28 protein-coding genes and 2 pseudogenes are annotated in these 25802 nt (G+C 67.6%); 14 read left to right on the top strand and 16 right to left on the bottom strand.

The genetic code is table 11. The annotated features are described in order from the left end of the window. Positions 1 to 72: 72 nt before the first annotated feature. A complete protein-coding gene (locus ACN26Z_RS01535) occupies positions 73 to 483 on the top strand; it encodes a MerR family transcriptional regulator (protein WP_421459658.1) in 411 nt (136 codons plus the stop codon). Positions 484 to 535: 52 nt separating this feature from the next. Here the strand turns inward: ACN26Z_RS01535 and ACN26Z_RS01530 are convergent, their stop codons facing one another. Further along, a complete protein-coding gene (locus ACN26Z_RS01530; protein ID WP_421459657.1) occupies positions 536 to 1510 on the bottom strand; it encodes a LysR family transcriptional regulator in 975 nt (324 codons plus the stop codon). A 32-nt stretch (positions 1511 to 1542) separates the two neighbouring features. On the opposite strand from ACN26Z_RS01530, the gene ACN26Z_RS01525 reads away from it, so the two are divergent. From ACN26Z_RS01525 to ACN26Z_RS01515, 3 genes are all read left to right on the top strand, one after another. Continuing rightward, positions 1543 to 2412 carry a serine hydrolase gene (locus ACN26Z_RS01525; RefSeq protein ID WP_421459656.1) on the top strand — a complete coding sequence of 290 codons (870 nt, stop codon included), beginning with the start codon at positions 1543 to 1545 and terminating at the stop codon, positions 2410 to 2412. A gap of 118 nt (positions 2413 to 2530) precedes the next feature. Beyond that, a complete protein-coding gene (locus tag ACN26Z_RS01520) occupies positions 2531 to 3496 on the top strand; it encodes an MBL fold metallo-hydrolase (protein WP_421459655.1) in 966 nt (321 codons plus the stop codon). 10 nt (positions 3497 to 3506) lie between these two features. Continuing rightward, complete coding sequence (locus tag ACN26Z_RS01515; protein ID WP_421459654.1) at positions 3507 to 3929, top strand: hypothetical protein; 423 nt, start codon at positions 3507 to 3509, stop codon at positions 3927 to 3929. Positions 3930 to 4004: 75 nt separating this feature from the next. On the opposite strand, the gene ACN26Z_RS01510 is transcribed toward ACN26Z_RS01515, so the two are convergent. Beyond that, on the bottom strand, positions 4005 to 4250 hold the full coding sequence (locus ACN26Z_RS01510) for a hypothetical protein (RefSeq protein ID WP_421459653.1): 246 nt from the start codon (positions 4248 to 4250) through the stop codon (positions 4005 to 4007). Between the two features lie 267 nt (positions 4251 to 4517). Beyond that, complete coding sequence (locus ACN26Z_RS01505; RefSeq protein ID WP_421459652.1) at positions 4518 to 4898, bottom strand: nuclear transport factor 2 family protein; 381 nt, start codon at positions 4896 to 4898, stop codon at positions 4518 to 4520. A 51-nt stretch (positions 4899 to 4949) separates the two neighbouring features. Between ACN26Z_RS01505 and ACN26Z_RS01500 the strand changes: the two genes are divergently transcribed. Further along, entirely contained in the window at positions 4950 to 5789 is an 840-nt protein-coding gene (locus tag ACN26Z_RS01500; RefSeq protein WP_421459651.1) for a helix-turn-helix domain-containing protein, read from the top strand. 588 nt (positions 5790 to 6377) lie between these two features. On the opposite strand, the gene ACN26Z_RS01495 is transcribed toward ACN26Z_RS01500, so the two are convergent. Further along, positions 6378 to 6530 carry a hypothetical protein gene (locus ACN26Z_RS01495; protein WP_231928809.1) on the bottom strand — a complete coding sequence of 51 codons (153 nt, stop codon included), beginning with the start codon at positions 6528 to 6530 and terminating at the stop codon, positions 6378 to 6380. Between the two features lie 174 nt (positions 6531 to 6704). Here ACN26Z_RS01495 and ACN26Z_RS01490 point away from each other — a divergent pair. From ACN26Z_RS01490 to ACN26Z_RS01465, 6 genes and pseudogenes are all read left to right on the top strand, one after another. After that, a pseudogene (locus ACN26Z_RS01490) lies at positions 6705 to 6959 on the top strand (cyclic GMP-AMP synthase DncV-like nucleotidyltransferase); the annotation flags it as partial. An 80-nt stretch (positions 6960 to 7039) separates the two neighbouring features. Beyond that, the gene (locus tag ACN26Z_RS01485) at positions 7040 to 7711 is read left to right on the top strand and encodes a hypothetical protein (protein ID WP_421459650.1); all 672 of its coding nucleotides are present in this window, start codon (positions 7040 to 7042) and stop codon (positions 7709 to 7711) included. Beyond that, positions 7683 to 8129, top strand: a complete 447-nt coding sequence (locus tag ACN26Z_RS01480; protein WP_421459649.1) for a hypothetical protein — start codon at positions 7683 to 7685, stop codon at positions 8127 to 8129. Before ACN26Z_RS01485 ends, ACN26Z_RS01480 begins: the two co-directional genes overlap by 29 nt. A 10-nt stretch (positions 8130 to 8139) precedes the next feature. Next, on the top strand, positions 8140 to 8271 hold the full coding sequence (locus ACN26Z_RS01475; RefSeq protein WP_421459648.1) for a hypothetical protein: 132 nt from the start codon (positions 8140 to 8142) through the stop codon (positions 8269 to 8271). A gap of 254 nt (positions 8272 to 8525) precedes the next feature. Then, a complete protein-coding gene (locus ACN26Z_RS01470) occupies positions 8526 to 8906 on the top strand; it encodes a hypothetical protein (protein ID WP_421459647.1) in 381 nt (126 codons plus the stop codon). Positions 8907 to 9004: 98 nt separating this feature from the next. Next, complete coding sequence (locus ACN26Z_RS01465; protein ID WP_421459646.1) at positions 9005 to 9508, top strand: hypothetical protein; 504 nt, start codon at positions 9005 to 9007, stop codon at positions 9506 to 9508. Between the two features lie 744 nt (positions 9509 to 10252). Here ACN26Z_RS01465 and ACN26Z_RS01460 read toward each other — a convergent pair. Further along, positions 10253 to 10918: a site-specific integrase gene (locus ACN26Z_RS01460; RefSeq protein ID WP_282236438.1), complete on the bottom strand. Its 666-nt coding sequence runs from the start codon at positions 10916 to 10918 to the stop codon at positions 10253 to 10255. 132 nt (positions 10919 to 11050) lie between these two features. On the opposite strand from ACN26Z_RS01460, the pseudogene ACN26Z_RS01455 reads away from it, so the two are divergent. Next, a pseudogene (locus tag ACN26Z_RS01455) lies at positions 11051 to 12090 on the top strand (sodium:calcium antiporter). Positions 12091 to 12243: 153 nt separating this feature from the next. Here ACN26Z_RS01455 and ACN26Z_RS01450 read toward each other — a convergent pair. The 3 genes from ACN26Z_RS01450 to ACN26Z_RS01440 form a co-directional block, all read right to left on the bottom strand. Continuing rightward, positions 12244 to 12465, bottom strand: a complete 222-nt coding sequence (locus ACN26Z_RS01450; RefSeq protein WP_282236439.1) for a hypothetical protein — start codon at positions 12463 to 12465, stop codon at positions 12244 to 12246. A 105-nt stretch (positions 12466 to 12570) separates the two neighbouring features. After that, positions 12571 to 13650, bottom strand: a complete 1080-nt coding sequence (locus ACN26Z_RS01445; RefSeq protein WP_421459645.1) for a sporulation protein — start codon at positions 13648 to 13650, stop codon at positions 12571 to 12573. Positions 13651 to 13913: 263 nt separating this feature from the next. Continuing rightward, entirely contained in the window at positions 13914 to 15230 is a 1317-nt protein-coding gene (locus tag ACN26Z_RS01440; RefSeq protein ID WP_421459644.1) for a hemolysin family protein, read from the bottom strand. A gap of 166 nt (positions 15231 to 15396) precedes the next feature. Here ACN26Z_RS01440 and ACN26Z_RS01435 point away from each other — a divergent pair, with 166 nt between their 5' ends. Next, positions 15397 to 15855 carry a hypothetical protein gene (locus tag ACN26Z_RS01435; protein WP_421459643.1) on the top strand — a complete coding sequence of 153 codons (459 nt, stop codon included), beginning with the start codon at positions 15397 to 15399 and terminating at the stop codon, positions 15853 to 15855. A 191-nt stretch (positions 15856 to 16046) separates the two neighbouring features. Here the strand turns inward: ACN26Z_RS01435 and ACN26Z_RS01430 are convergent, their stop codons facing one another. Next, the gene (locus ACN26Z_RS01430; protein ID WP_396887438.1) at positions 16047 to 16760 is read right to left on the bottom strand and encodes a hypothetical protein; all 714 of its coding nucleotides are present in this window, start codon (positions 16758 to 16760) and stop codon (positions 16047 to 16049) included. Positions 16761 to 16985: 225 nt separating this feature from the next. Between ACN26Z_RS01430 and ACN26Z_RS01425 the strand changes: the two genes are divergently transcribed. Next, positions 16986 to 17678, top strand: coding sequence for a hypothetical protein (locus tag ACN26Z_RS01425; protein WP_282236443.1), 693 nt, complete (start codon positions 16986 to 16988; stop codon positions 17676 to 17678). A 66-nt stretch (positions 17679 to 17744) separates the two neighbouring features. Here ACN26Z_RS01425 and ACN26Z_RS01420 read toward each other — a convergent pair whose 3' ends face one another. The 7 genes from ACN26Z_RS01420 to ACN26Z_RS01390 form a co-directional block, all read right to left on the bottom strand. After that, positions 17745 to 18353: a GTP-binding protein gene (locus ACN26Z_RS01420; RefSeq protein ID WP_093410709.1), complete on the bottom strand. Its 609-nt coding sequence runs from the start codon at positions 18351 to 18353 to the stop codon at positions 17745 to 17747. Further along, entirely contained in the window at positions 18334 to 18711 is a 378-nt protein-coding gene (locus ACN26Z_RS01415) for a DUF742 domain-containing protein (protein ID WP_093410706.1), read from the bottom strand. Before ACN26Z_RS01415 ends, ACN26Z_RS01420 begins: the two co-directional genes overlap by 20 nt. Positions 18712 to 18719: 8 nt before the next feature. Beyond that, positions 18720 to 19130: a roadblock/LC7 domain-containing protein gene (locus ACN26Z_RS01410; protein WP_093410703.1), complete on the bottom strand. Its 411-nt coding sequence runs from the start codon at positions 19128 to 19130 to the stop codon at positions 18720 to 18722. A 17-nt stretch (positions 19131 to 19147) separates the two neighbouring features. Next, entirely contained in the window at positions 19148 to 21538 is a 2391-nt protein-coding gene (locus tag ACN26Z_RS01405) for a nitrate- and nitrite sensing domain-containing protein (RefSeq protein ID WP_421459642.1), read from the bottom strand. 185 nt (positions 21539 to 21723) lie between these two features. Then, a complete protein-coding gene (locus tag ACN26Z_RS01400; protein WP_282236445.1) occupies positions 21724 to 23319 on the bottom strand; it encodes a prenyltransferase/squalene oxidase repeat-containing protein in 1596 nt (531 codons plus the stop codon). Further along, positions 23316 to 24215 carry a terpene synthase family protein gene (locus ACN26Z_RS01395; RefSeq protein WP_421459641.1) on the bottom strand — a complete coding sequence of 300 codons (900 nt, stop codon included), beginning with the start codon at positions 24213 to 24215 and terminating at the stop codon, positions 23316 to 23318. Before ACN26Z_RS01395 ends, ACN26Z_RS01400 begins: the two co-directional genes overlap by 4 nt. After that, the gene (locus tag ACN26Z_RS01390; RefSeq protein WP_421464481.1) at positions 24215 to 25567 is read right to left on the bottom strand and encodes a cytochrome P450; all 1353 of its coding nucleotides are present in this window, start codon (positions 25565 to 25567) and stop codon (positions 24215 to 24217) included. The genes ACN26Z_RS01395 and ACN26Z_RS01390 overlap by 1 nt, the downstream gene beginning before the upstream one ends. Positions 25568 to 25802: the final 235 nt, after the last annotated feature.

Genomic DNA, 25802 nt, shown 5'->3' with positions numbered 1-25802 from the left:
GAGAATCAAGTCAGCGCCCGCCGTGACCGTTGAGCGCCGAGGTCCACCACCTGTCAAGGAGCGGAGACTCACATGCGGATCGGGGAACTGTCAGAGCGTACGGGGGTGAGCATCCGCTCGCTGCGGTACTACGACGACCAGGGCCTCCTGCCCACAGGGCGGACATCGGGTGGGCACCGGACGTATCCGGAGGCAGCGATCGACAGGGTCATTCGGATCCAGGAATTGTTCGCCGCCGGTCTCAACAGCTCCAAGGTCAGGGATCTCCTGCCCTGCATGCGTGATTCCGATGGCGGTCCCAGCGAACGGGCCACCCCTCTGCTCGTCGAGCATTTGCAGGCCGAACGAGACAGGATCGACCGGCAGATTACCGAGATGCGGCGCACCCGCGAGGTGCTGGATGACGTTATTGCTGCCGCATCGTCGGCGTCTTCCGGCGAGTCTCCTAGCGGGCCCGCTGCCCGGACGCCCGCAGTGGCCTGACTCCCCTGCGGGACGGGCCTGTCAGCCATGACGGAGCGGGGCGGGCCATTGCTTATTCACCGGTGCCGGCCGTGCGGGCGGCGTACACGATGCTCCAGGGGCGTGCCGCGTCCGGCGCCGGGACGGTAATCGGCGGTGGCGCCGTTTCGTCCAGCGTCTCGGCGGCGATCTCGGCGAACCGCTCGGCTGCGGGATGCGGTGACTGCGCCGCCCACGCTGCGGCGGTCGTCTTGTGCAGTGGGTGACCGGTGAGAGGACGCCAGACCACACGTGGTTCGCGTCGAGCGGCGTTCTCCGGTTCGAATGCGACGCCGTGGCCGGCGAGCACCAGGCCCAGCAGGAACTCGGGATTGCGGGCATGCCGGATGCGTGCCGGCGTGTAGCCGTGGTGGCGGCACACGTCCAGGACATGATCGTGCCAGCCCGGTGCGGTGGGGCGCGGGGGCAGGACGAGGTCGTGACCGGCGAGGTCGGCGAGGGCGAGCTCGGTTGCCGCGGCCAGCGGCGAGGCGCGCGGCAGGACCACGCCGAGCCGTACCTGTGCGGTTGGCCCGAATCGCAGGTCGGGGGCATCGACCGGGTGATGGATCAACCCGATGTCGAGCCGGGCTTCGGCGAGCATCCGCAGCTGCTCGCCGGTGGTCAGCTCCTGCAAATCGACGTCGAGGCCGGGTATCTGGTCGGCAAGGCGCCGTAGTAACGCCTGGAGGGTCACCGCGGGTGTCTCCGGCGGCACGCCGGCGCGCAGCGTGCCCAGCGTGCCATCGTGCACCATCCGCATGAGGGTGCGCATCCGTTGCTCGCCGACGAGCAGGGCGCGCGCCTCGTCGAGCAGCAGCCGGCCGGCGGGGGTAAGGTCGACCTGGCGGCGGGACCGGTCGATCAGCTGGATGCCCAGCTCCCGCTCCAGCCGCTGGATCGACTGGCTCAGCGGGGGTTGCGCGATGCCCAGCCGCTCGGCAGCCCGGCCGAAGTGCAGCTCTTCTGCCACCACCGTGAAGTAGCGCAGGTGCCGGAAGAGATCCACGCCCCGACGATAGGCGTACTAGGGTGGCGGCCGTGCTGGCGGGGGAGATCTTCGACAAGGTGGGCGTCGACGCGCGCCTGCACGCGGTCGACATCGACAGCGGCCGCGAGGTCGGGACGCGCGCGGACGAACAGGTCGTGATCGCATCCGTGTTCAAGATCCTTCTGGTGCTGGAGTTCGCGCGACAGGCCGCGGCCGGGCAGCTCGACCCCACCGAACGGGTGCTGGTGCGCGCTGAGGACCGGCTCGGCGGCTGGGGCACCGCCGGCTGCGCCGACGATGTGCAGCTGTCCCTGCGCGACCTGGCGTACTTCGCCATGTCGGTCAGTGACAACACAGCGGCCGATCTGCTTCTGCGCCGGGTCGGCCCGGATCTTCTCCCGCTGCTCGCAGGCGAGTTGGGGCTCACCCGCACCCGGGTTGTCGGAGGCCCCCGGCAGTTGCTGGAGTCGATGTTCGCCGATGTCGGCGCGCGGGACGCGACCGAGTTCGCCCGCGCTTTCGCCGCCCTGCCCGAGGAGCGGATACGGGCCATGCGGGTCTTCGACCCCGCCCACACCACCTCCAGCACCGCACGGGAGATCACCCGGCTGCTGACCCTGATCTGGCGGGACGAGGCCGGCCCGCCCGCCGCCTGCGCGATGGTGCGTGACCTGATGGCGCGGCAACTGTTCTGGACCCGGCTGCCATCCGGCTTCCCGCCCGAGGTCCGGGTGGCCGCCAAGACCGGCACGCTACCCGGGCTGCACATCGAGGCCGGGGTGGCGGAGTATCCCGACGGCGGCCGCTACGCGGTCGCGGTCTTCGCGCAGACCCAGCGGCTGACCACCCGACGGATCGACATTGACCTGGCGATGGGCGAGGCGGCCCGGGCGGCCATCGAAGCGCTACGGACGATGTGATCGACATCTCGGCCGCCGCTGTGGTGAGCCGCCCTGCTGGGGCGATACGCGCTCGCGTATCACCCTCGCGCAGGATGGTCTTGGACGCCGAGCCTGGCGCGATGGTTGGCTGCGCGTCATGACCGAACCACCACTGAGCCGCCGCCGATTCCTGGGTACCACCGCCGGCGCCGCCCTGGGCACCGTGGCCGGTACCACCGTGCCGCCGGCTACCGCGACCGCCGCTCCCCGCCGCCGTCCACCACGTGGCGTGCCGGCGACGTTCCGCTGGCTCGGCACCTCCGGGTGGCGGGTCGACCTCGGGGCGAAGACCCTGCTGATCGACCCGTATTTGAGCCGTTTCCGCACCGGGCTGTTCGACGGGCAGTTCAACCCTGACACCCCGCTGACCGTCGACGTCGAGCGCATCGCCGACCATCCCGGCACCCCGCAGGCGATCCTGGTGACTCACACCCACTGGGACCACTACAACGACGTACCACACATCGCACAGCGGTCCGGCGCCCGCGTGTTCGGCACCCTCACCGCGTACCACCTGGGGCTGGCCGGTGGCCTGCCGTCCTCCCAGCTCAGCCCGGTCAAGGGCGGCGAGGTGCTCGACTTCGGCGAGTACACAGTCGAGGTGGTCGCGGCGCTGCACAGCCGCAACGCCTCCTATTCGATGGCCTTCCCCGGTGTCCGCACGGCGGTGCCCGACAAGCCGGCCACGATCGCAGACCTCCCCGAGGGCGACACACTCGCCTACCAGGTCACCGTCAAGGGCGGGCCGTCGGTGTTCTTCATGGGCGCGAGCGACTTCGTCGAACGCAACCTCACCGGCCTGAGCCCCGACGTCGCCATGGTCGCCGTGCCGAGCACCGACGTCACCCACACCTACGTGCCGCGCCTGCTCTCGGCGCTCGGCCGGCCGGCGACCATCGTGCCGGTGCACTGGGACAACTTCGAGGTCCCGCTGACCAACCCGCCGACGACTACACCCGGCGACCAGAAACGGCTCGACGCGTTCCTCGCCGCCGTACGCGAAGCCGCACCGCGCACCAAGATCCTGCTACCGCGGTACCTGACCCCGTACACATTCGCTTAGCACCGGAACCATGTCGCTCATCGCCTGCTCTCTCCTGGTCGCTGCACCCGCCCTCCTCGTGCTGTGGCTGTGGGGCAGACCGCTGCTCGCCGGCCGGTGGAAAACCCCCGGCTGGTTCCTCGCAACAGCCGCGCTTTGCGCCGTCGCTACCGTGGTCACCTGGTTCATCGGCGCCTTTCCGGGTTCCTCCCTGGACGCGGAAGAGTCCTGCCGCGCGGCCGGTGCCACCTATGACGACGCCTACCGTTCCACCCATTGGCAGGAACCGTCGCGATGGTTCCCCCTGCGCAACAAGTGCAACGCCACCTACGACCTGGTGCCGGCATGGGTGAACCCGACTCTGGTGCTCCTTCTCCTGCTCACCACCACCTGCCTGGGCGCGACCGTCTGGCTGGGGATCGCAAACCAACGAGCCAAGACGCGCGAAGCGTGAACGAACCGACCGTTGGCTTGGCTCACCGCGGGCTGCGAGAACAGGACGTCCGCATGCGACTCGCGAACAGGTAGATCAACTGGATCGCTGGGACGTGGCGTAGCGTCCTGCGGCCGTTCCTTCGAGCGTCCAGCAGGATGGGACGGTCCGCGATGGCGGACCACCCCATCCTGCTGGGGTGACGTTGAGCAGAATGACGCCGAGCAGTTCGGTCGCCTCCAGTCCGATTTCCGCAACGCAACAGCAGTCCTGCCGCCAGTCGTTCACATCGGCGATGCGATCGAGGTTGCTCGCCACCCACGCCCCGACCGGCGTGTCCACTTCATGACTTGACTATCCCATGCTGGTTGTCTTTTCAGGGCGCGTAGACGCCGCCCCCGGCTCTAGCTCACTGGCCAGTGAGTATGAAACAAAGTGCCGATTTGCCTATAAGGATGAAGGTTACTGCCAGCGGCAGTCAATACCTACCGACATCTACGTATGCGATTCCTCGCGTGGGAGCGGTTGACCTAGCGCACGGGCTCGGGCAGGTTGCGGCCATAGCAGGGGACACGGCACTGCCGACGTGCGGTTGCCGTCCCCGATGGGTTAGAACATCCCGTTCGGGATTCTGGACAGATCGGGAACGGATTGGACGACGTCCCAGTGTTCAACGATCTGTCCGTCTACGAGCCGCCAGATGTCGACGACGGCAGTACCGCGCTCATCTTCCGGAGTATGCACGTGGTAGTGCATGACGACGTACTCGTCGTCAGCGACGATCCGCTTGAGATCCAGCTTCGCGCGCGCGACCGGCGCGGTGGCGATGAACTCGACGAAGGCGTCACGGCCCGACGGATTGTCCGGGCTGTGCTCGATGAAATCCTCCCGCAGCAAGGTCCGCAGCACCTCGATGTTGCCGGCAGCGAATTCGGCGAAGCCACGCAGGACCAGGTCCTTGTTGTTGTGGGCGGCGGTCATGTCAGTCATGCCGCAGACGATCGCAGCCACACCCACCCGCCGTCGATTACCCCAGAGGTAATGGCCAAGGCGGCGATCCTCCGCGACACTCGGGACGTGCCCCCCGACGAAACCGCCGGTCAACTCCTGCGCGACTGGCGCCGCACGCGCAAGCTCAGCCAACTCGACCTGGCGATCCAAGCCGACGTCTCAACCCGACATATCAGCTTCGTCGAAACCGGGCGGACTGTCCCCAGCAGCGCCATGGTGCATCGGCTGGCCGAGTACCTGAATGTGCCTTTGCGTGAGCGAAACCGCCTTCTGGTCGCCGCCGGCCACGCCCCCGTCTACCGGGAGCGGCTGCCGGACGATCCGGACTTCGATCGTGTGCGCGAGGCGCTGGGCAGGATCCTGCGGGCGCATGAACCGTACCCGGCGATCGCGCTCGACCGCCGGTGGAACGTGCTGATCGCCAACGGAGCGTTCGACCTCCTCGTCGAGGACGCCGACCCCGAACTACTGCAACCGCCGGTCAACATGATGCGGCTCGGCTTTCACCCCAAGGGGCTCGCGTCACGGTTGCGCAACCTCGCCCAGGTCCGTGCCCACTTGCTGCCCAGACTCGGCCGTCAAGCGGCGCACACCGGCGACCCGCAACTGATGGCGCTATATGAAGAACTGATCGCCTACGGGCAGGACGAGTACATGCGGCCACCGGACCCTGCCGACATCGCCCTGCCGATCCGGCTTGACTACCGCGGCGCCGAGTTGTGCTTCATCAACACCGTCACGACGTTCGGGGCCGCATTCGACCTCACGCTTGAGGACGTCACCGTAGAAACCTACGTGCCCGCCAATGAGGCGACGGAACGTCAATGCCACCAGTTCAGCCGAGCAGGCGCCCACAACAGCACGGAATAGGGCCATTCCCGGCAACACCGTACCGTGGCAGAAATCCGAGGGCACTCAATTCGGCATGTCCGGACACTCCGAGGGCTGCTGCTGGGTGGTCACGCTCCGCAGCGCGCAGATCATGACGACTACGGGCCGTGTCATTCCCAATCTCTGCTGTGCAGAGTGGACCATTGAACTGCTACGGTTGCCCACCGTGGCTGAGTGAGCCTTCCACATCGAAGTCCGTTGTGAGTAGATTCGGAATCGTGAGATCAGCGACATCTTAGGCTGAGTGGCCTCGACCTATCCCAACTCGGCCCGATCCGCCGCCTCGCGGTCCGTCAGGAACAAAACCATCCATGCGCATGAGCCCGGTTCCATTGTCCTCCGTTGACGCCGAAAACTCTGACCGGCTCACCCGCGGCGCCGTGGATGTAGATGACAAGGGGCACCTGACCGGACGAATCGGTCGGGCGCACGATGCGGGCGCGACCCGTTCGCTGATCAGCTCCGCGGCGAACCGGCGTCGGGCCTTGCCGACCGCGTCCCCGTCTGACCGTGATCAGCAGTGCCTTGGCCTGGCGGCGGACAGGCTCTTCTTCGCTCTACTGGGAATCAGCTCAGCAGCAGCTGGTGTAGCTGGGAGACCATCCGGGTGTGATCCTCACCGAGGGAGCGGCGTCGGTCGACCAGGATCCGCAGCAGAGCTAACTGCTCGTCGTTGACGACGGGGCGCAGCCCGGGCCATCCGAATGCCGACCAGCGCAACGGAGTGGGCGTCGCTGGCGTCGGTCCTGCGTCCCCGCCCGGAGACGAACACCCCCGCCCGGGCGTACGACTTCGGCGGGACATCCACGACCTGTTCGCCGTCGGCAAGCAGTCGATTAGCGATGTGTCGACCAATGCCCTGGCAGCCCTCGATACGGCACCCCGGACTGGCGCATCTACCCGCAGGGCTCGTTCCGGCTCGGCACCGTTGTGCGGCCGAACACCCCGACCGGGGAGTACGACATCGACCTGGTGTGCTGGCTGCCGATCGCCAAGGAGTCCACCACCCAGGCCGAACTCAAAGAGCGCGTCGGGCGCATGCTGCACGCCTTCGTGCGGTTCAAGCACCGCCAAAGCCACGGTGACGGCCCCGCCAGATGCGAGTCCACCCGCCGCTGCTGGACCCTGAGCTACCCTGACGACGGCTTCCACCTCGACGTCCTGCCCACCATCCCGGACGCCGACCTGCCGCCCACCGGCATCCTGCTCACCGACAAGCAACTGCGGCTGTGCAACACTCCAACCCGATCGGCTACGCCACCTGGTTCCAGCAGCAGTCGCAGCTCGATCGCCGCCTCGTCGAGGCGAAGCGGCACGCGAACGTCGCCGACGTGCCCGACTGGCAGGTGCGCAGCACCCTGCAGCGGGCCGTGCAGATCCTCAAGTGGCACGCCATGCTGTACTTCGCCGACGACACCGACCACCGGCCCCCGTCGATCCTCATCACCACCCTCGCCGCCCGCGCCTACCTCGGCGAGTCCGACCTCTTCACCGCCACCCGCGCCGTCATAGACGGGATGAACGCGTACGTCGAGAACCGCCACGGCCAGTTCTGGGTGCCCAACCCGGCGCACGAGGACGAGAACTTCGCCGACAAGTGGAACGAATATCCGGAGCGGCGCAAAGCCTTCCTCCGCTGGCACAACGACCTCGCCGTGCTGCTCGACGAACTCGTGCATTTGCAGCACAAAGGACTCCCGGCCCTCGCCGCCCGGATGTCAGAAAGCTTCACCGCCGACGCCGTGCAACGCTCCTTCCAGCGGCTCGCCGAGCGCCGGACCACCGAGGTCAAGACCGGCAAGTTGCACATGGCCACCGGCGGCCTGCTCACCACGACCGCGTCCGGACCGCGCGTCCCACGACACACATTCCATGGTCAGCATCCCCACCCGCGCGGTTAACCTCACCCGGCAGCTCGTCGCGATCACCACCGTGCTACCTGACGCCGAAGGCGCCGTCCGCGGCGGCGAGCTCACCTGCACCGGCCGGCTCCAGCCGTCGCCGGCCAGCCGGACCTACACCGTGCACCTGACCTACCGGCACGGACTCCGTCCCAAGGTCACCGTCATCGACCCTCCCGTGCTCGAGTTACACCCAGACGCGGAGGCGCTCCCGCACGTCTACCCCGGCGACGAGCTGTGCTTGTACTACCCAGGTGAGTGGAAACACCACATGTTCCTGGCGACCATGATCCTGCCCTGGACCACCGAATGGCTCTTGCACTACGAGCTGTGGCTCATCATCGGGTATTGGGCGGGCGGCGGCGATACTCACGCGACCGGAGAGGCAGTGCACTACCGACCGAACCGTGGCGCCTGACCATCGACGTGTGGACAGGCCCGCCGGGCTCGGGCGACGCAACCACAACCCGCACTACGGATCAGAAGTCAGGACCTGGACGGCGGGCATTCTCGCGGTGTTCGCCCCACTCGCCGTCCGCGCGTACCGCCGCATCACCTGACCGCTGGACGAGCCGCTGCGGTCAATGGGCAGTGTTGGCACTGCGAAGTCGGCCGACGCGAGTCGGGTACCAGGCTTCGTGCCATGGACTGGCCCGGCGTTGATCGCTCATCCGACAGCCCATGGTGGGCTCGCTTCACCGCACACGCATAACCTCCAGATATGTATCCGCGTGGGCTCACTGATGATCACGAAGCGGCCGTGCGTGCGGCAGCGTCCGCCTTTCGTGCCGGGCTGGAACGAGGCGGTCTTCGGATGATCAGCCTCGCGGATTTCCCAAAGGGCTCTTGCGGAGACACGTGCAAACTGCTGGGTCAGTTCCTCGCCGACTCGGGACTCGGCGACTGGCAGTACCGGTCGGGTCAGCGAGACGACCCGTTCCACACCCATGCGTGGCTCGAGCAGGACGGGCTGATCCTGGACATCACTGCAGACCAGTTCCCGGATGTCGACGAGCCGGTGCTCCTCACCCGGGACCCAGGCTGGCACGCACAGTTCCAACTCATGGCGGGGCAGCGCGTCGCAAACCTCACCTGGTTCGACGGTCACGACCATATAGGCGACGTGCGGTGGACGTACGGCGAGTTGGTACGGTGCGCCGCCCACTCTCCAACGGCCGAAACCACACCATCGTGAGCCGCCGACCCGATGGCGAGGCTGCCCGTGCATGTCTCACGCGAGCCGGCTTCGTTCGTTGAGCCAGTCATACGTGATGACCATGAGTGCGAGGCAGCGTGCCGACCTTCCTGGAGAACCTTCCCCCGGCCGACCGGGACCAAGACCTTCGGGTCTTTCTGCAGTTGGAAGCGATCGCGAACCTGCGGTGGCCCGACGAGGTGGTGCGTCAGTGGCTCTACGACCATGGCCGACATCTTGAGTTCCTCAGGGACTACGAGGACCTCGACCTCGAACGGATCCGTTGGAAGCTCGAGGACGTCCCCGTCACCGAACTCGAGTCGATTCCGACCGGTCCCAGCGACCAGGGATTCCTTGAAGACGTCGCGGCGGACCACGTGTACTGGCTGAGCAAGCGCCCGCAACGAATTCGGGACGCCTGGGAGACTGAAGGAACGTGGCTCGTACCGCCGATCATGATCTCCCGCGACCTTCTTCATCCGGCGAGCCGTGGGTTGCAGGTGATCGAAGGGCGGATGCGCACCGGAATCCTGCAAGGGCGCCGGTCCGATGGCCTGCATGTCGGCGACAGGCACGCGGCATGGGTAGGACGGCCGGGCTGATCCGTGCCGTGCCGGACAGCGCCGAGGGGGTGGCCGTCGTCGACCGTCGACCGGTCGTGGGGATCGCGATGTGTTCCGAATGTGATCGGACGTAGCGCAACCGTCGAGCACAACCCGCACCGAACCAGCACGGACGCGCAGCACCCGCGAGCCCGGTAGTGCCGACCGGAAGCGAGATCGCGTGGACCTGCGGATACGCGCCGCACCTACGGATCAGAAGGTTAGGGATTCGAGTCTCCTCGGAGCTCGGACCAGCTTGGGCCGCCGTTGAGCGCCCGGACGTGGGAGCCGCCGATCACCGCCCGGGACATGTCCAACTGCCTCGTGGCGCGGTAGCCGCCGATCGGTGGTCGGCTTGCTTCTGTTTCGGCGATGGGGAAGGTGTTCGTGTGGTGCTCCGATGGTGCTCGGATGTTTGGCACCTGATCAGCACGGACGCGACTGTTCCAGCATCGCAGCAGTTTCACCGCCCGCCGGCTGTGGCGGCCCGTTGAGTGCGACGCCTGGACCAGCAGAAACGAAACATTGCCGCCTGGACGGAGGCGGTTGAACCAGTACGTTATAGGAGTCCGCGACAGCTTTAGAGATGTTTTGACCGGTTCCCTACGGATCAGAAGGTTAGGGGTTCGAGTCCCCGGGCGCGCAAGATCAAAAGGGGTCCGGGCTGCGGAAACGCGGCTCGGGCCTTTCTGCTGTCCGGCCTGTTCGGACGGTGGGTGTCATGTGGGCGCCACTCGGGTGTTGTCACTTTCCGTGACGATAGGTTTCGTCGTGAAGTGTTGACCTGCGGCTTCTTGTGCTTGTCGGGTGCCTTGCGGCTGGAGTATGTGCCGCCGCTCGGGGTTGGTGGCGGTTGCGACGACAGTTCTTACGGATCTTGGCGCGGGTGCGGTGGGCGGCGGCGAGGACTAGGTGGGCGGTGGCGTCGGCGCAGCGGCGCTGTGCCAGGGGTAGGACGCTGGTGTAGGTGTCGGCGGTGACCAGGATGCTGGAGTGTCCGAGCATGTCCTGCAGGGTCTTGGGGTCGGCGCCGGCTTCGTGTGTGAGGGACGCGGCGCCGTGGCGCAGGTCGTGCAGCCGTACTGGCGGGATGCCGGCGCGTTTGACCAGGAGCCGGAATCGGCCGCTGGCGTAGCCGGGGTGCAGGGGGCTGCCGTCCTTGCGGACGAACACGTACCCAGAGTCGACCCACGTCTTTCCGGCCGCCTTCCGGCGGGCTTGCTGGTCTCGTTGGCGCTGCCGGTGGTCGCGTAGGACCTGGATGGTGCGTTTGTCGAGGGCGACTGGGCGGCGTCCGGCGGCGGTTTTGGGGTCGCCTTCGATGACCTGGTAGCCGGCGGTGGTGCGGTTGCATTCGACGTAGAGCATGCCGCGGTCGAGGTCGATGTCGGTCCACCGCAGTCCGCACATCTCGCCGCGGCGTAGGCCGCGTAGGGCGGTTAGCCACCAGAACGCGAACAGTGGGTCGTCGGTGACGGTGTCGAGGAACGCACCGAGCTGCTGCGCGGTCCATACCGCGACGGTGGGGTGTTCGCCGGTGGTCTGCCAGGCGTGGACACGGTCGTCGGTCCACACCTGGGCGTGGGGTTTGCGGTAGCCGGCGACGGTGATGTGCCGGGCCGGGTTCGCGGCGATCAGGCCGTCCTCGGTGACACCCTGGCGGACCGGACCGGCTGGGGGGAGGCGGTGTTCGGGGCGGTGTCTTCGGGCTCGCCACCTCATTGTCCGGGATCGTGATGACCGCGGTCACCGCAGCGAGCGATCAGCCGCAGTTGGCCTACAGCAATGCCGTGGGCGGGATCGCGGCGCAGACTGCGGCGGTGGCCGTGGCCGACATGTTCTACCGGCGGGTGAATCTCGAGCACGCGTCGGCGTCGATGTCGAACATTCTGTTCGGCTGCCTGCTGATCGCCTTGCTCGCCCTGGCGCTGCTGGCGACCTATACCCCGGATGTCACCGTGGCCGGGGTGCACCCGGTTTCCCTGGTGATGATCGGTTGCTACCTCGGGGGGATCCGGATGGTCCGGGTCGCGGATGCCACCCCGATGTGGGACGCGGTGGACACGCGCGAAACCCGCCGCGACATTCCTCAGCCACATGGGTCGCTCGACCGCATGTCGACCCGTGGCCTATGGGGTCGCTTCCTTGCCGTCGGCCTGACCGTCGGCCTGGGCGGCTGGGCCATCGGCACCGCCGCCGAGGGGATCGTGGAGGCGACCGGGCTCAAGGCCGGCTTCGTCGGCGGCGTGCTCATGGGAATGGTCAACGCCCTGCCGGAAACCGTCACCGCCGTCGCGGCGGTCCGCCGGGGCACCATCACCCTGGCCATCGCCGCGATCATCGGAGGGAATTGCCTCGACGCGCTCAACCTTGTCATCGGAGACGCCGCGTTCCGCGGTGGTTCCTTGTTCCACGCCGCGCAGACCGACGAACTCTTCGTCACCGCCGCAGGTCTGTTCATGACCGCCGTCGTCCTCGCCGGCATGCTGGTCCGCCAACCCCGAGGCTGGGGCCGCGTCGGCTTCGAAGGCATTCTGCTGTTGGGCAGTTACCTCGCCATCGTCGCCGTCCTGGCCACCTGAGCCCGAGCTCGACCACCTGCGCAGCCGTCGGCTCGGCTGGCATCCGGGCCTGCTCGCCGCAGGTGGGAACGCGGAACCCGGCGCGCGGCCAGGCCGGCAGCGGACACCCGTGGCGGCGTGGTGCCGAAAGCCCGGCACCACGCCGCGAGGGAGCTACTTGCTGCCGGTGAGGGCGACCAGGGCGTTGGCGGTGCGGAAGTACGGGTTACGGCCCAGATCGCCGACGGTGGTGATGTTGAAGGCGTCCTTGAGCAACTTGGCGTCGCCGTCGCTGACCCCGGCGAGGGCGGACACCGGGGCGTCGACGATCTCGGTGAGGGTCTTGTCCTGGTAGGCCTTGTCGACCAGCTTGGTGAGGTCGGCGGTGACGGGCATGCACACTCCTTCGAAATCCGACCAGACAATCCGGTCGGCTGCGGACAAACCTGTCAAATTAGATCATGGGGCGGGTGCTCGGCTCCACTGTGGATCAGAGGCGGTTCACTCCTCCTCGTCGCTGCCCTCGTCGTCGCCGAAGGAGTCGAAGACCTCCTCGGCGACCATGCCGCCGGCGAAGCCGAGCGCGGCGCCACCGACCACACCCGCGGCGACGGCACCCATGCCGGGGCCGCTGCGATGTTCGTGATGCTCCTCCTTGTAGTGCCCGCCCGGGTGGCCGTATCCCGGGTGTCCGTATCCGGAAGCGCCGTAGGCGGGCTGCCCGTAGCCGGGCGGCGGGGGCGGGTAGCCGGGGGTGCTGTAGCCCTGGGCGGGTGGGGCGTAGCCCTGGCCGGCGTGCAGGCTCTGGTATCCGTCGAGGGACTGACGGAGCCAGGTGTCGACTTGAGCGGCCCAGTCGAGGCGGTCGGTGTCGGCGTGCGTGGCGTGGTAACGGCCGAAGGAGTCGTGTCCGCCGGTGAACAGGCCGCCGCGCTTGTCGAACTCCAGCACCACGTCCACGCCGTGCTCGTTGGCCACGAAGGTCAGCTCGACCTCGTTGACGCCGTGGGCGTACTGCGGCGCGGCGTAGTACTCGATCTCCTGGTAGAACGGCAGCGTCTGGTGCAGCCCGGCGATGTGGCCACGCTCGAGGTCGGCGCTCTTGAACTGAAAACCGAGCCGGCCGAACGCGTCCAAAATGCGTTCCTGCACCGGCAACGGGTGCACGTACACCGAATCGAGGTCGCCCTTGTCGACCGCGCCACGGATGGCCACCTCGGTACGCAGGCCCATGGTCATGCCGTGCAGGTGCTGCCCGTACAGGTCGGTCACCGGGGTCTCCCACGGCACCGCCACCTGCAACGGCAGCGACAGCTGCTGACCTTCGCGCAGGTGCAGGCCACCCGCGACCTGAACGCGGTGGAACTCGATGAGGGCGTCGTAGTCCTCGTCCGCGCCGTCGATCTCCACCCGAGTGACCAGACCGACGGTGATGTGGTCGATGTTCACGTCGTGGCTGCCGCCGGTCAGGTTCACCTGCCCGCCCAGCATCAGCCCTGGGCGGGTGCTCGGATTGGACAGGACGGTATCGACGCTCGGGCCGCCCACCCCGAACGTGCCCAGCATCTTCTTGAACACCACGAACCTCTCCCTCGACGACCACCGAACGCGCGGCAACCGCAGATCCGGTGGAACTTCCACACGGAACCCTTGTGCCGCAACACAACTGACGACGTCCATAATGGAAGCCGCCGTGCCGGGAACCTACCAACGCCACCTGAGAAATAGCTGATTGCATCCACGCGGTCACTCTCGGGTGGAGCTGTGGCGGATCGGATCTGGCCTCGGTGGAGCGTGACGCCATTCCCACATCACGTGCCAGTCAGCCGTCGGCCGGGGGCCCGTCAGGAGGTTGTCTGGTCCTCGCCGGCCTCGTGCCCGTCGCCGCGCGCCGGCATGGCGCGCAGGCGCACCCGGGTGATGGCCCGCCCGGTCACCTCCGCCACCTCGGCCGTCAGGCCGGGTAGTTCGATCATCTCGCCGGGCGTCTTCGGGATGTGGCCGAGGTGCGCCAGGACCAGGCCCGCCACGGTCGTGTAGTCCCCGGTCTCGAGTGTGTCCTCGTCGAGGTCGATGCCGATGTCGGTCAGGTCGTGCAGCGGGAAGCCGCCGGGCAGCAGCAGTGCCCCGTCCGGCTCGCGTACGACGGCCTGGACGTCCCGGTCGGTCTCGTCGTAGATCTCCCCGACGATCTCCTCGACCAGGTCCTCCATCGTCACGATCCCGTCGATGGATCCCCGCTCGTCGACGACGAGGGCGAACTGCTGCCGTTGGGCGCGCATTTCCCGGATCGCCTCGGTGACCTTCAACGTCTCCGGCAGATACACCGCCGGGCTGACGTACTGGGCGACCGGGCCCTCCTGGTCGAGCAGGTCCCGCATGTGTATCACGCCGACGGTGTCGTCCAGGCCGCCGCGACCCACGACCGGGGCTCGGGTCTGTCCCGACTTGCCCAGCTCGCGCAGCGCCTGCGGTGCCGTCAGCGACGCAGAGAGGGTGACCACCTCGCGACGCGGGACGAGGATCTCCCGCAGGATCCGCTCGGCCACCTCGAAGGCGCCAGAAATGATCATCCGGTGTTCGGGAGTGAGGTTGCGCTGGGCGGCGACCATGTCTCGCAACTCCTCGGTGGTGACCTCCTCCCGCCGGGCGCGGGGGTCACCGCCGCTCAGGCGTACGACCGCATCGCTGGCCTTGCTCAGCAGCCAGACCGCCGGCCGGGAGAACGCCGACAACGCATCGAGGGGGCGGGCGACGAGCAGCGCCCAACCTTCGGCGCGCTGCATGGCGATCCGCTTCGGTGCCAGCTCACCCAGCACCAGCGTGATGAACGTCAGCAGGACGGTCACCACGACGATGGACACCGGCTCCGCCGCGCCGCCGAGAAATCCCAAGGGGCCCACGAGCGGCTGGGCCAGGGACACCGCCGCCGCGGCCGACGCCAGGAAACCCGCCAGGGTGATGCCGATCTGAATCGTGGCCAGGAAGCGATTCGGGTCCCGCGCCAACTTCGCCAGCACCCGCCCGCCCCGGGAGGTCCGCTCCAGGCGCTGTAGCTGGCTTTCCCGCAGCGACACCAGCGCCATCTCGCTGCCCGCGAACACCGCGTTTACCAACACCAACACGAACACGAGCGTGACCTGCACGCCATAGCCACCCACGGCCTGTTCGACGCCTCCTCCAGCGGACCCTCCGGAGCATCAACCGTAGCCGCCGCGTACATTCCATCCACCAAGGGCTGGCTAACACGAAGGGCATTCGCCACCCATCGGGGGATGCGCCACCGGTGCCCGACATGTGCACGTCAATTGACGAACGGGAGCGCACATGCTGATCGACCGTCTCGACGAACTGGTGACGATCGTCCGTGAGCTAGGTCGTCCAGTCGCCTCGTTGCTCGTGCCGGGTACTTCCCGCGGGGAGGTGGAGCGCGCGTACGGTGCGCCCGTGCCCGAGGACGTGGCCACCTGGTTCGGCTGGTGTAACGGAGTTCGCTCCGAGCCCGGGCAGATCCAGGACACCGTGAACCTGGTCCCCGGCTACCGGCCGCTGTCGGCGGCTGAGGCCGCTGCCCTTCGGCCAACGTATGAGGACGATCCGGTGCTTGGTACGCGGTGGATGCCGCTGCTCGGCGGACCGAGTGGTGACCTCTACGCGGCGGTGTGGTCCGGGAACGAGCGGCCCGGCATCGCCGGAGTGCTGATTGGTGAACCGACCGAGATTGGGCTGTTTCCATCATGCGCCGGGATCCCCACAGGACCTCAGGGGGTTAAAGATCAAGCTTAGAGTGGGGGGTTGCTGGTGTACATCTGGCCCGAATGATGGCAGCCGGAAGGGGCCCATGCCGCCTCCCCCGCACGGACTCTGCTCGCGACCCCGATACATCGCCCTCAGCGCTATCAATGTCCACGCGATTCGCGCGCCAAAGTCGTTGCGCCAAGCGGGGCGCTCGGCCCCAGACCGGCTCACTTCGGGTTCTACACCAGCAGAGTCTCCCGCATCCGCGCGCCCAGGTTGATGCCGCCGACCACCCGAGGACCGGTTGGATCGTGGACGTCGAGGGTGTTGTTGCGGCGCATCGCCTCGCGTACCGGCGGCGGTAGGCGGGGCGGGTCGTCGATGGCGGCGAGAACCTGCCCGGCGGTCGAGATCAGGCGGTCGGCCAGCGCTGCGACGTCGGTGTCCACCCGCACCTGGCCGTACTCGCAGCCGATGATGGTGAGATCGAGCACCTCGAACACGCGGGCCAGGAACAGATCCGGGTCGGTCACCTGGCCGAGCCGGGGCGCGCGGCTGCCGACCACTGAGACGGCGGCGCTCACCTGCACGTACGGGTGAAGCCCGCCCGGCAGCGCGAACAGTGGCCACCGCAGCGCCGGCCCGGCCTCCTTCCACAGCGGTCGGTAGCTCCGGCGGTGCACCAGGAGTCGCCGGCCCGTACGCCGGTGCACGTCGTGGGCTTGGGCCTGCAGGTCCGCGTGAGCCTCGTCGGCGACCTCGCTGACGATCCGGGCCGCCACGACCAGGCCGTCGTCGTCGTTCAGTATCCGCGTGATCGCTTCGACCTGCTCGGAGAACCGGGCCGGCGAGCCGACGCCGTACCGGTGCCGGACATCCCGTAGCAGTGCCTGCTGCCGCCCTGGATCGAGCTGGACCCGCTTGCTACCCAGCAACTGCCGGAGCCAACGCATCTCGCCTCGTTTCAGCCGCTGGAACGCAGCAATGCTAGTGCGCCGGATACCCCACGTACCGCATGGGGTGCCGAGTAATTCCTAACCTTGCGCGCGGAGAACGGGTGCAGATGGCGAGGCGACCGGCACTGAACCGGCTGCTGACGAAGCCAACCGTCCGCCTGCCGCCGCCGGTCGCACGCTCCGGGAGGGGACGCGGTCGCGGACGACTGGGATCATGGGCCGATGATGCATTCGTTCCATCTCGCACTGCTTCCGCCGGCCTTGACCTTGCGCACCCTGCGTCGCAGGCCCCGGGCGGCTGGGCTGCGGCACGCCGAATGCCTCGCGCTCATGCGACTCGGCTCCCCGGCGTTGTCGGTGGAACGGATGCAGTTGCGACGCCTGGCGATGTTCGCCGAATGGGACGACGAATCGGCGTTGGATCGGTTCCTCGCAGACGACGATCTAGGGCGGCGGCTCGACGGCGGATGGCATGTGCGACTGCAGTACCTGCGGCGTTACGGCGAGGTGGCCGCCCTCGCCGGCCTGCCGATGCAAGCGGGCCGATGGGATCCGGAGGAGCCGATCGTGGCCGTCACCCTCGCCCGGCTCAAGCTTCCCGAACTACCCCGGTTCCTGAAGTGGGGGCGGCCGGTCGAACGCTTGGTCGCCCGCCACCCCGGCACCACGTTCGCCACCGCAGCGGTACGCCCGCCCAACACGTTCTCCACCTTCACGATCTGGCGCAGCGTCCGCGAGATGACCGACATGGTGTACGGCCGCAGCGCTGTCCCACAGGCACAGACACATACCGTCGCCATGGCTGAACAGCATCGCCGGGACTTCCACCACGAATCCGCGTTCATGCGGTTCCGCCCGTTGTCGGAACATGGAACCTGGGAGGGGCGCAGCCTTCTCCCTGACGTTGGCGCGTGAGGCGCCTGCGAACCTGGTTTGGGTACTCCGCGAGCGAGTGTGAGGAGTGTGGCGGCAGGCCGCCGGTCAATGACCTACCGGCTCGGGTCTGCGGCTGAGCCCTTGCTTCTTGACATGCTCGATCAGCGCTACGAGGACCTCTTTGGATGACTGCCGCTCTCGCGCGTCGCACAACATGACAGGCACGTCCGGGTCGAGGTCCAAGGCCAGTCGCACCTCGTCAAGGCTGTACTGGCGGGCATTCTCGAAGCAGTTGACGGCCACGATGAATGGCAGCCTCGTCCGCTCGAAGTAGTCGACGGACGGAAAGCAGTCGGCGAGCCGCCGGGTGTCTGCCAGGACCACGGCGCCCAGGGCGCCGATCGTGAGTTCGTCCCAGACGAACCAGAAGCGGTCTTGGCCTGGGGTGCCGAACAGGTAGAGAACGAGTTCCTCGCTGATGGTGATCCGGCCGAAGTCCATCGCCACGGTCGTTGTCGATTTCGTCTCGACGCCGGAGATGTCATCGACACCCACGCCCTGCTCGGAGAGAACCTCCTCAGTGCGTAGAGGCTTGGTTTCGCTGACGGATCCCACGAGGGTGGTCTTGCCTACGCCGAAGCCACCCGCTATGAGGATTTTGATGGCGGTGGGAAGGGTCACTTGGCCCGTCCGCTCAGAGTTGACGTAGTCCATTGATGAGCGCCTCGAATACGCTGTCGTCGGGAAGGGTGGCGGCTTGACGAGGATCGTTGACCTGGACAAATCCCTGCGCGATCAGTCCGTCCAGCAGCACTCGGACGGTGCCAAGAGGCAGGCTGAGATGCGCGGCCACTTCTGCGAGTGCGAGCGGTCGTTGACAGAGGTGAATGATCCGCGCCTGTTCTGGTGCAATCCCCACCTCGGATGGCGGGGCCGATCGCGTCGAAAGGACCAGAGCGACCACATTGAAGCTGTTGGCTGGCTTGGCTCGTCCGCCCGTAACGGCGTATGGCCGGACCACCGGCCCGGCTTCGTCATCTAACCAGACTGGTTCTTCGTCGGGCATCGTCATGGCGGCCCCTAGTTGTTGGTGTGCTGGCTCGGCCGGGTCGGAGAGGCGAGGAACTTGCCGGCTCGCGCAACGACCATTGCCATCTCGTACGCGACAAGTCCGACGTCGGTGTCTTCGGCCGCAAGGACGGCCAGGCATGCGTTGCTTCCGGCCGCGGTGACGAACAGGAACGACGACTTCATCTCGATGATGGTCTGTTGCACGGGTCCGCCGCCGAACCGCTTGCTGGCACCCTTCGCGAGGCTCTGGATGCCCGATGCCATCGCGGCCAGATGTTCCGCGTCGTCTCGGCTGAGCTGGGCGGAGGAAGCCATGAGCAGTCCGTCAGCGGAGAGCACGATGGCATGCTCAGCCTGCTTGACGCGCCCGACCAGGTCGTCGAGCAGCCAGGCCAAATCGCCCGTGGAATTCTGCTGCACTTGCCCGTTCCTCTTTCTTACCGGTCGGTTTCGGCCGCGGACGTGTTGTCGGCGGCGTTGCGTTGCTCGTCCTCGTCGGCGTCGACGAGACGTGCGGCGTCATCGCGCCCTCGGCGGGTGCCGGATTGGTACGAGGCCATCATCCGGCGAATGTCGTCGGGGGATCGCCCCGCCTCGTCGTCCTCCGGTGGCTGTGGTTGGCCTGGTGACGAGTCGCGTAGTTGGCGCGCGATGTTGGCCTGACGGACTCTCATCGGCAGGCCGTGCTCAGTGTGCTCGGTGTGTTCGGCAGCAGGTTCGGGCCGCTGCCGTACGCTGGGCGCGCTCTTGACCGGTCCTTCGGTGACGGTCGCGGCGGCGTCAGCGGCGGCACGCAGCGGGCGCACTGCGGGCAGTTCCATCGTTTCGCCGTGCACGGGCGTGGGCTCCGCGACGGCGACAGAGGCAGGCCGGGGGGTGGGGACGCGCTGGGCGTCGCTGGCGCCAACCGCGTCTCGGGACATGCCCACCGTCGGCGAGGAGGCCGCGCCGATCGGGTCGGCGGTCGTGACCAGGTCCTTGGGGAGGAGCACGACTGCCGTCGTCCCGCCGTACGGTGACGGCTTCAACCGCACTGCGAGGTGGTGTTTCGCGGCCAGCCGGCTGACGACGAACAGCCCCAGTTTCTTGGCGTCGGCGAGGTTGAATTCGGCGGCGGTGGCGAGGTCGGCGTTGGCGGCGGCCAGATCGTCCTCGGCCATGCCGAGACCTCTGTCCTCGATCTCGATGGCGAAGCCGTTGGCTACGAGTTGTCCACGCACCTCGACAGGGGTGCTCTTCGGCGAGAAGGTCAGGGCGTTCTCGATCAGCTCGGCGAGCAGATGGATGATGTCACCGGCGGCCCGGCCGGCGAGCGCGACCGACCCGAATGGCATCACCTTCACCCGCGTGTAGTCCTCCACCTCCTGCACGGCGGCGCGGGCGACGTCGACCATGGGCACGTTGCGGCGCCAGCCACGGCCGGGCGTCGCGCCCGAGAGAACGATGAGGTTCTCGGCGTTGCGCCGCATCCGGGTGGCGAGGTGGTCGACGCGGAAGAGGTCTTCGAGTTCGTCGGCGTCCTCCTGACGACGCTCCATCTCGTCGAGGAGGGTCACCTGGCGGTGGACGAGGGCCTGGGTGCGCCGGGCCAGGTTCAGGAACACGTCGCGTACGTTGCGGCGTAGTTCCGCCTGCTCGACGGCCGTACGGACAGCCGTCTCCTGAACGGCGTTGAAGGCCTGGCCGACCTGCCCGATCTCGTCAGCGCCGAAGTCGAGCGGCGGTGCCTCGGCGGCGACGTCCACCTTCTCGCCACGCTGAAGGCGTTCCACCACCGCGGGGAGTCGTTCGTCGGCGAGTTGATGGGCCGCGTCACGGAGTCGCTGCAGTTGAGCTACGAGAGCACGCGCGGTGGTGATGGAGACAACGATCGACGCGATGACCGCCAGCAGACCCAGGCCGGCGGCGAGGACCAGCCGGACGATCACCCCGACCGCGACAGGCACCGCGCGCTGCACCAGATTGTCACCGCTGCCGAGAACCATCTCCTGCAGATGGGTCAACGCCGCGGGTGCGACCTCGTTCCATTCCTCAGCGGTAACGTCTGGACGGGCCGATCCTCGAGTGCTGATCACCCGGTCCTCGAGCTGACGCAGGCTCCGGAACGCATCTCCGTTGAGGACCTGGTTGAAGGCGGCCTGGTCGGAGTCGTTCAGCTGGGTGCGATCCGCGACGAAGCGTTGCGCGATGACCAGCTCAGTGAACCGAACCTGTTCACCAGCGGTGATCCGTTCGGCGGCGAGAGCGCCGGTGAGCAAGGCGTCCTCCTGCGAGATGATCTCGCGGAGACGGTACAGCTCGATCAAATTCTGGGTGTCCTGCTGGATTTCGGGATCATCGAGCGTGCCGACGACATCGTAGACGGCGAACATCGACTCGACGAGGTCGCTGTAGGTGCCGATGGTGCTTGCCCGGTCGACTGACCGATCGTCGATTGACTCGCGGACTTCCGGCAGTCGATCGAGCTGGGCGATCGCCTCATTCACGCGTTGTTCGGCGTCGCTACTGCTGGCCATACGGGCTAGCCAGCTACGCGCGGTGGACTTGAAGGCGGCGGCGTTCTTGTCGACCGCCAGACGGGCGGCGTCGAGTGCGTTCTTCCGGTCGGCACTGGGACCACCGAGGTAGACGACGGCTAGGCGTCGTTCAACCTGGAGGTCCAGCAGCAGCGGCTCACTCGGGGAGACGATCTGGCTGTCGATCGCTTGGACGCCAAGGAGGTCCACACCGTCTCGGAGGGTAACCCAGGCGGCGAATGCCCAGAGAGCGACGAGTGAGGCGAGGAGCGCGATGACCTTGGTGCGCAGATTGGCGCTGCGAGACCGCATTGAACCGTCCGATGCCGAGCAGAGGAACTTGTCGGCAGAGGCATGCCGACCAAGCCGCCGGTGTAGGCAGACCGACGCACGCTAGCAGTTATCTGACTATTGACTCAAGACCGTCACTAAGTGTGACGTCCACAAAGGACTCGTGTGTCCTGAGGCGAATGCTGTCAGTCGTGACCGCCGAACATCTACGCGCATTCGGACAGGTAGGTCAGCAGCCTCCCGGCACTGTGCTGGGCTGCCAGAACTGTGGCGCGGACGATCAAGGTGGGTTGGTACAGATCCTTGTCATGCCACAGCGCCGGTCCCGTTGTGCCCTCGTGTTGACACAGGTAGGCGTGCCCGCGACCAACCGCGTCAATTACCTTGGGTGTCCGGGTGCCGCTGGCCAGCAAGATGTGCAACGCGTAAGCCGTTTCCTCTGCGGTAGCACTCCAGGTGCCCCAGCCGCCGTCGGTGCGTTGGGCGGCAAGTGTCCACTCGACCGCGCGATCCAGCGGTTTCGCCACTGTCGTCGGCTCCCCGAACTCTGCCAACGCCTGCACGCAGCAGGAAGTCGCGTAGTAGTGCGAGGCGTGCCACCTGTCGGCCCAACTCCCCTGGAGTTCCTGACGATCCAGCAGGGCCGCCACCAGCCGTCGCACAGCAGCGCGATGGCGCGGCTGCGCGCCCGGCTGCTCCGCCAGTCGCTGGCCCAAAGCGTCGAGCACGTGGGCGTTGGTCGTGGTGCTGAAACCGTCCTCACCTGGCCACGTGGCGAAACCCTCGGGTGTCTCGTAAGGCCACAGACAGTCGGTTGACGCCGAGACGCCGAGGCGGCCGAGAGCGGCCAGAGTCACGGCGGTGGTGTCAGCGTCGGTCGGCAGCCCAGGACCCGTCGGCGTTCCGGTCGCCCCCAGGTCGGCGGTCAAGCTGCCCACCAGCCCCTGGGATCCGGTCAGGTCGATGCCGGCGCGAGCCAGGATGGTGGTCACCCAGGCTCGTTCGAAGACGGTGATCGGGGCTGCGCACGGCACGGGACCGCCGTAGCGATCGACGGCGCCTTCCAGGTATGCCAACGCCCCGTGGCCGCCGGGACGGTCGGGCCTGCCGAGCCACGCGGCGGTGGCCGCCGGCGAGGCACCCACCGTGCCCGAGGCGTTTGGTACGACGCCGCCCGCGGCGGGGGCGAGGTCGGCCACGACCTCCAACGCGTGCAGCAGCTTGTCGGGGATAGGTGCGCCGGTGGCCACCAGGTGACGTACGGCGGTGAGTCGCTGTCGGGTCACGCCACGTGGTAGGCCGAGCGGGGTGGAGCGCTGCCACCGTTCCAGAGCGGCTGGCGGCGGCATGGCCGGGCGGTGAATGTGGTCGTTGATGCGATCAGCGAGTGCGGGGACGATCATGTCGAGGGCCGGGGTGTCGGGTAACGGACCACCGTCGTTCACGAGCCCGGTCAGGGCGACCAGAGCCCGGTCGACGGCGTGAACCAGACGCGCCCGGTCCGCCGGTGGATCGGCGTGCAGGACCGTCAGTAGTGCCTCTGTCGCGCTCAGGGTGGGGACGAGACTGTAACCCCCCGGGGGGCCCCAGCCGCCGTCGGCCCGCTGGGTGTCGAGCAGATAGCGCACCCGGTCGCCGTGTCCGATCAACCACGGGGCGAGGCTCACCAGCCGGGCGGTCTCGTACGGTGAGGGGGATGTGCGGCCAGCTGGATCGCGCATCATCTCCGCGACGAGGTCGCGGACCTGCCCGCGTACGGCGGCGGTCTTGCTGGTCGGTCTCCGCCCGCTGACGGTTGTCACCGGGATGCCCAGAAGTCGGTCCCGTGGTAGAAGCCGGCTGTGAAGCCGAGCACACGCCGCAGGTAGGTCACCTGCTGCGGGCTGACCTCGGCCAGCGGGTCGAGCAGTTTCTGGCACCGGTCGGCCAGGTCGATCGCCTGCTGGCGCACCTCGTGTTCGCCGACGCCCAACATCAGGATGTTCAGATCGCCGGCCTTGACGTCCCGGTTGTAGCTGGCCAGGTCGTTGACCAGCCGGAGAACCTTCTCCACCTCGTAGCTGGCGGTGACCAGCGCGGTCAAGTGCTCCTCGGTGTCCACCGCGTTCGTGGCGATCCAATGGGAGATGTTGACCCAGGTGGCGCCGTAGCCGGCGGCGTTGGCCAGGTAGTCACCGGCAGACGGCAGCTCGGCCATCTTGTTGTTTCGGTCTGTTCTCCACCGCCACTCCCGTAGCTCGGCGTCGAGCATGCGACGCAACTCGTCCTGCCACAGGTGACCCAGGCGTGGGAACAGCGGTGTAGCTGCCAGATCCTCGCGGATGTCCGCCAGGAACTGCGTGAGTTGGTCGCGGTCGGCTGGCGCGGAACCCGCCGCTACGGCGATACAGGCGGTGGCGGTGGCAGTGGCTTCTTCCAGGGAGCCGAGCTCCGAGTCGATCCGCCAGTCCTCTGCCGTTACCCACAGCGATGCGCGGTTCGCGGTACGCAGTTCGGCGGCGGTGCACCACGGGGCGATGAAAGCGGTGGACAGTGCCAGAGCGCTCAGCATGGCGGCATCGACGGGAGGATCAGGAAAGAGAGCGGGATACGTGGCGACCCGGTCCTGCAGGTCGCGTTGCCCTCGCACGGCCACGGAACAGATCCGTCCCTGTTCGGCGCTCTGCTCAAGCGTGGCGGCCAGGGTGTCCGAGGGCATCAGTGGCTCCTGCTGGCGACGGAGTGCTCGCGACGCGACAGGGTCAGCTCGACTCGCCGTCGGGGGCGCAGTGAGGCGGCGACCCGTGGTGCGGGCACTGTGGGATCAGTCAGTGTGAAGCGGAACCTACTGATCAAGGTCGCCACGATCAACAGGGCCTCCACGTTGAACAGGTGTTCCCCGAGGCATCTGTGCATGCCGAGCCCGAACGGGTAGTAGGCATGGCGGTGAGGCGCGTCCGCGTCGACGCGGCCGGGTGCGAAGCGCTCCGGATCGAAGGATTCGGCGGTGGAACCCCAGTAGATCTTCATCCGCTGGGTGGCGTACGGGGAGAGGATGACGGTCGCGCCCTGCTCAATCCGCACTCCGCCCAGCACGTCGGCAGCCAATGCGCGCCGGGGGACGATCCAACCCGCCGGGTACAACCGAAGGAGTTCGCTGAGCACCATCTGGGTGTAGGTGAGCTGAGGCAGGTGCTCCGCCCGCACCGGCCCGGCACCGACAACCTGATCGACCTCTGCGTAGAGCCGGTCGGCGACGTGGGCGTGGTTGGCGAGGACCGGCCAGAGCCATGTCAACACGACGTAGCTCGTCTCCGTGGTGACCGCCACCATCGACACCAGGTCGTCGCGCATCTGCCGTTCGGACAACGGCTGGCCGTCACGTTGGGCACGTGCCAGCGTCGACAACACGTCGTCGCCGTCGCCGGGTTGGCGCACCGCGGCGCGGAGGACCGGCAGCAGGATTCCGTCGATGGTCTGCACGGAGCGGCGGAAGCGACGGTCGCCCGGCATCGGGATCCACCACGGTGCGAAGGGAGCCAGCAGACGTGGTGCCATGGAGGTGACGATGTCCTCCTGCGCCGCCATGATGCGCAGCGCGTCGTCGACCGAGACCCGGGAGTCGAAGAAGACCCGCATGATGGCGGCGCAGACGAGGCGGGACAACTCTGCGCCGATGTCGACGACGCTGCCCGCTGCCGCCGCCGTGTCCAGCCGACCGGTCGTCTCGTCGATGGCCTCCGCCATCGTGTCGACAAGCGCGTCGATGCGGCCACGCCGGAAAAGTGGGGCCAGTGTCCTACGTGATGCCAGCCAGGTGTCGCCCTCGGCGAGGATGCCGTCGCCGACCAGTTTGCGGACCGAGCGCCAGAGTGCGGTGTCATCGCCTCGGGGGTAGTTGGCAGCCCGGTCCTGCAACACCTGCCGTACATGGTCGGGATGGGTCACGAGGTACGGACTGGAGACGCCGAGCCCGAGACGTACGACCTCACCGCCGGCGGCCTCACCGGCGTCCACCAGGGACTGATGTGCGTCACGGAGGAAGCTGGGCAGCGCCTTCCAGGCCGGCACAGACATGGGTCTGCCGGCGGCTCCTGCCTTCGGTGCCCCCATCGCGGACCCCTTCCTGTGGCTGGCCTCGAAGTTGCCGAGCGCGCAACTTCCAGGACTTAATGCAGCCTCAGTGTGCAATTTGTGAAGGCAGTCTCGCAATGGGTGACCAGCTTTGTCACTCGGCCTTGCGCCACCACCGCCGGCCTGCAGGTCGCTGCCGCGACTCGGGTCCTGCCGCTCCCACCGGTAGCAA

Source organism: Verrucosispora sp. WMMD703 (assembly GCF_049178935.1).
GTDB classification, from domain to species: Bacteria; Actinomycetota; Actinomycetes; order Mycobacteriales; family Micromonosporaceae; genus Micromonospora; species Micromonospora sediminimaris.
Note: the sequence above shows the minus strand (reverse complement) of the source record. Positions and strands in the feature narration are given on the sequence as shown.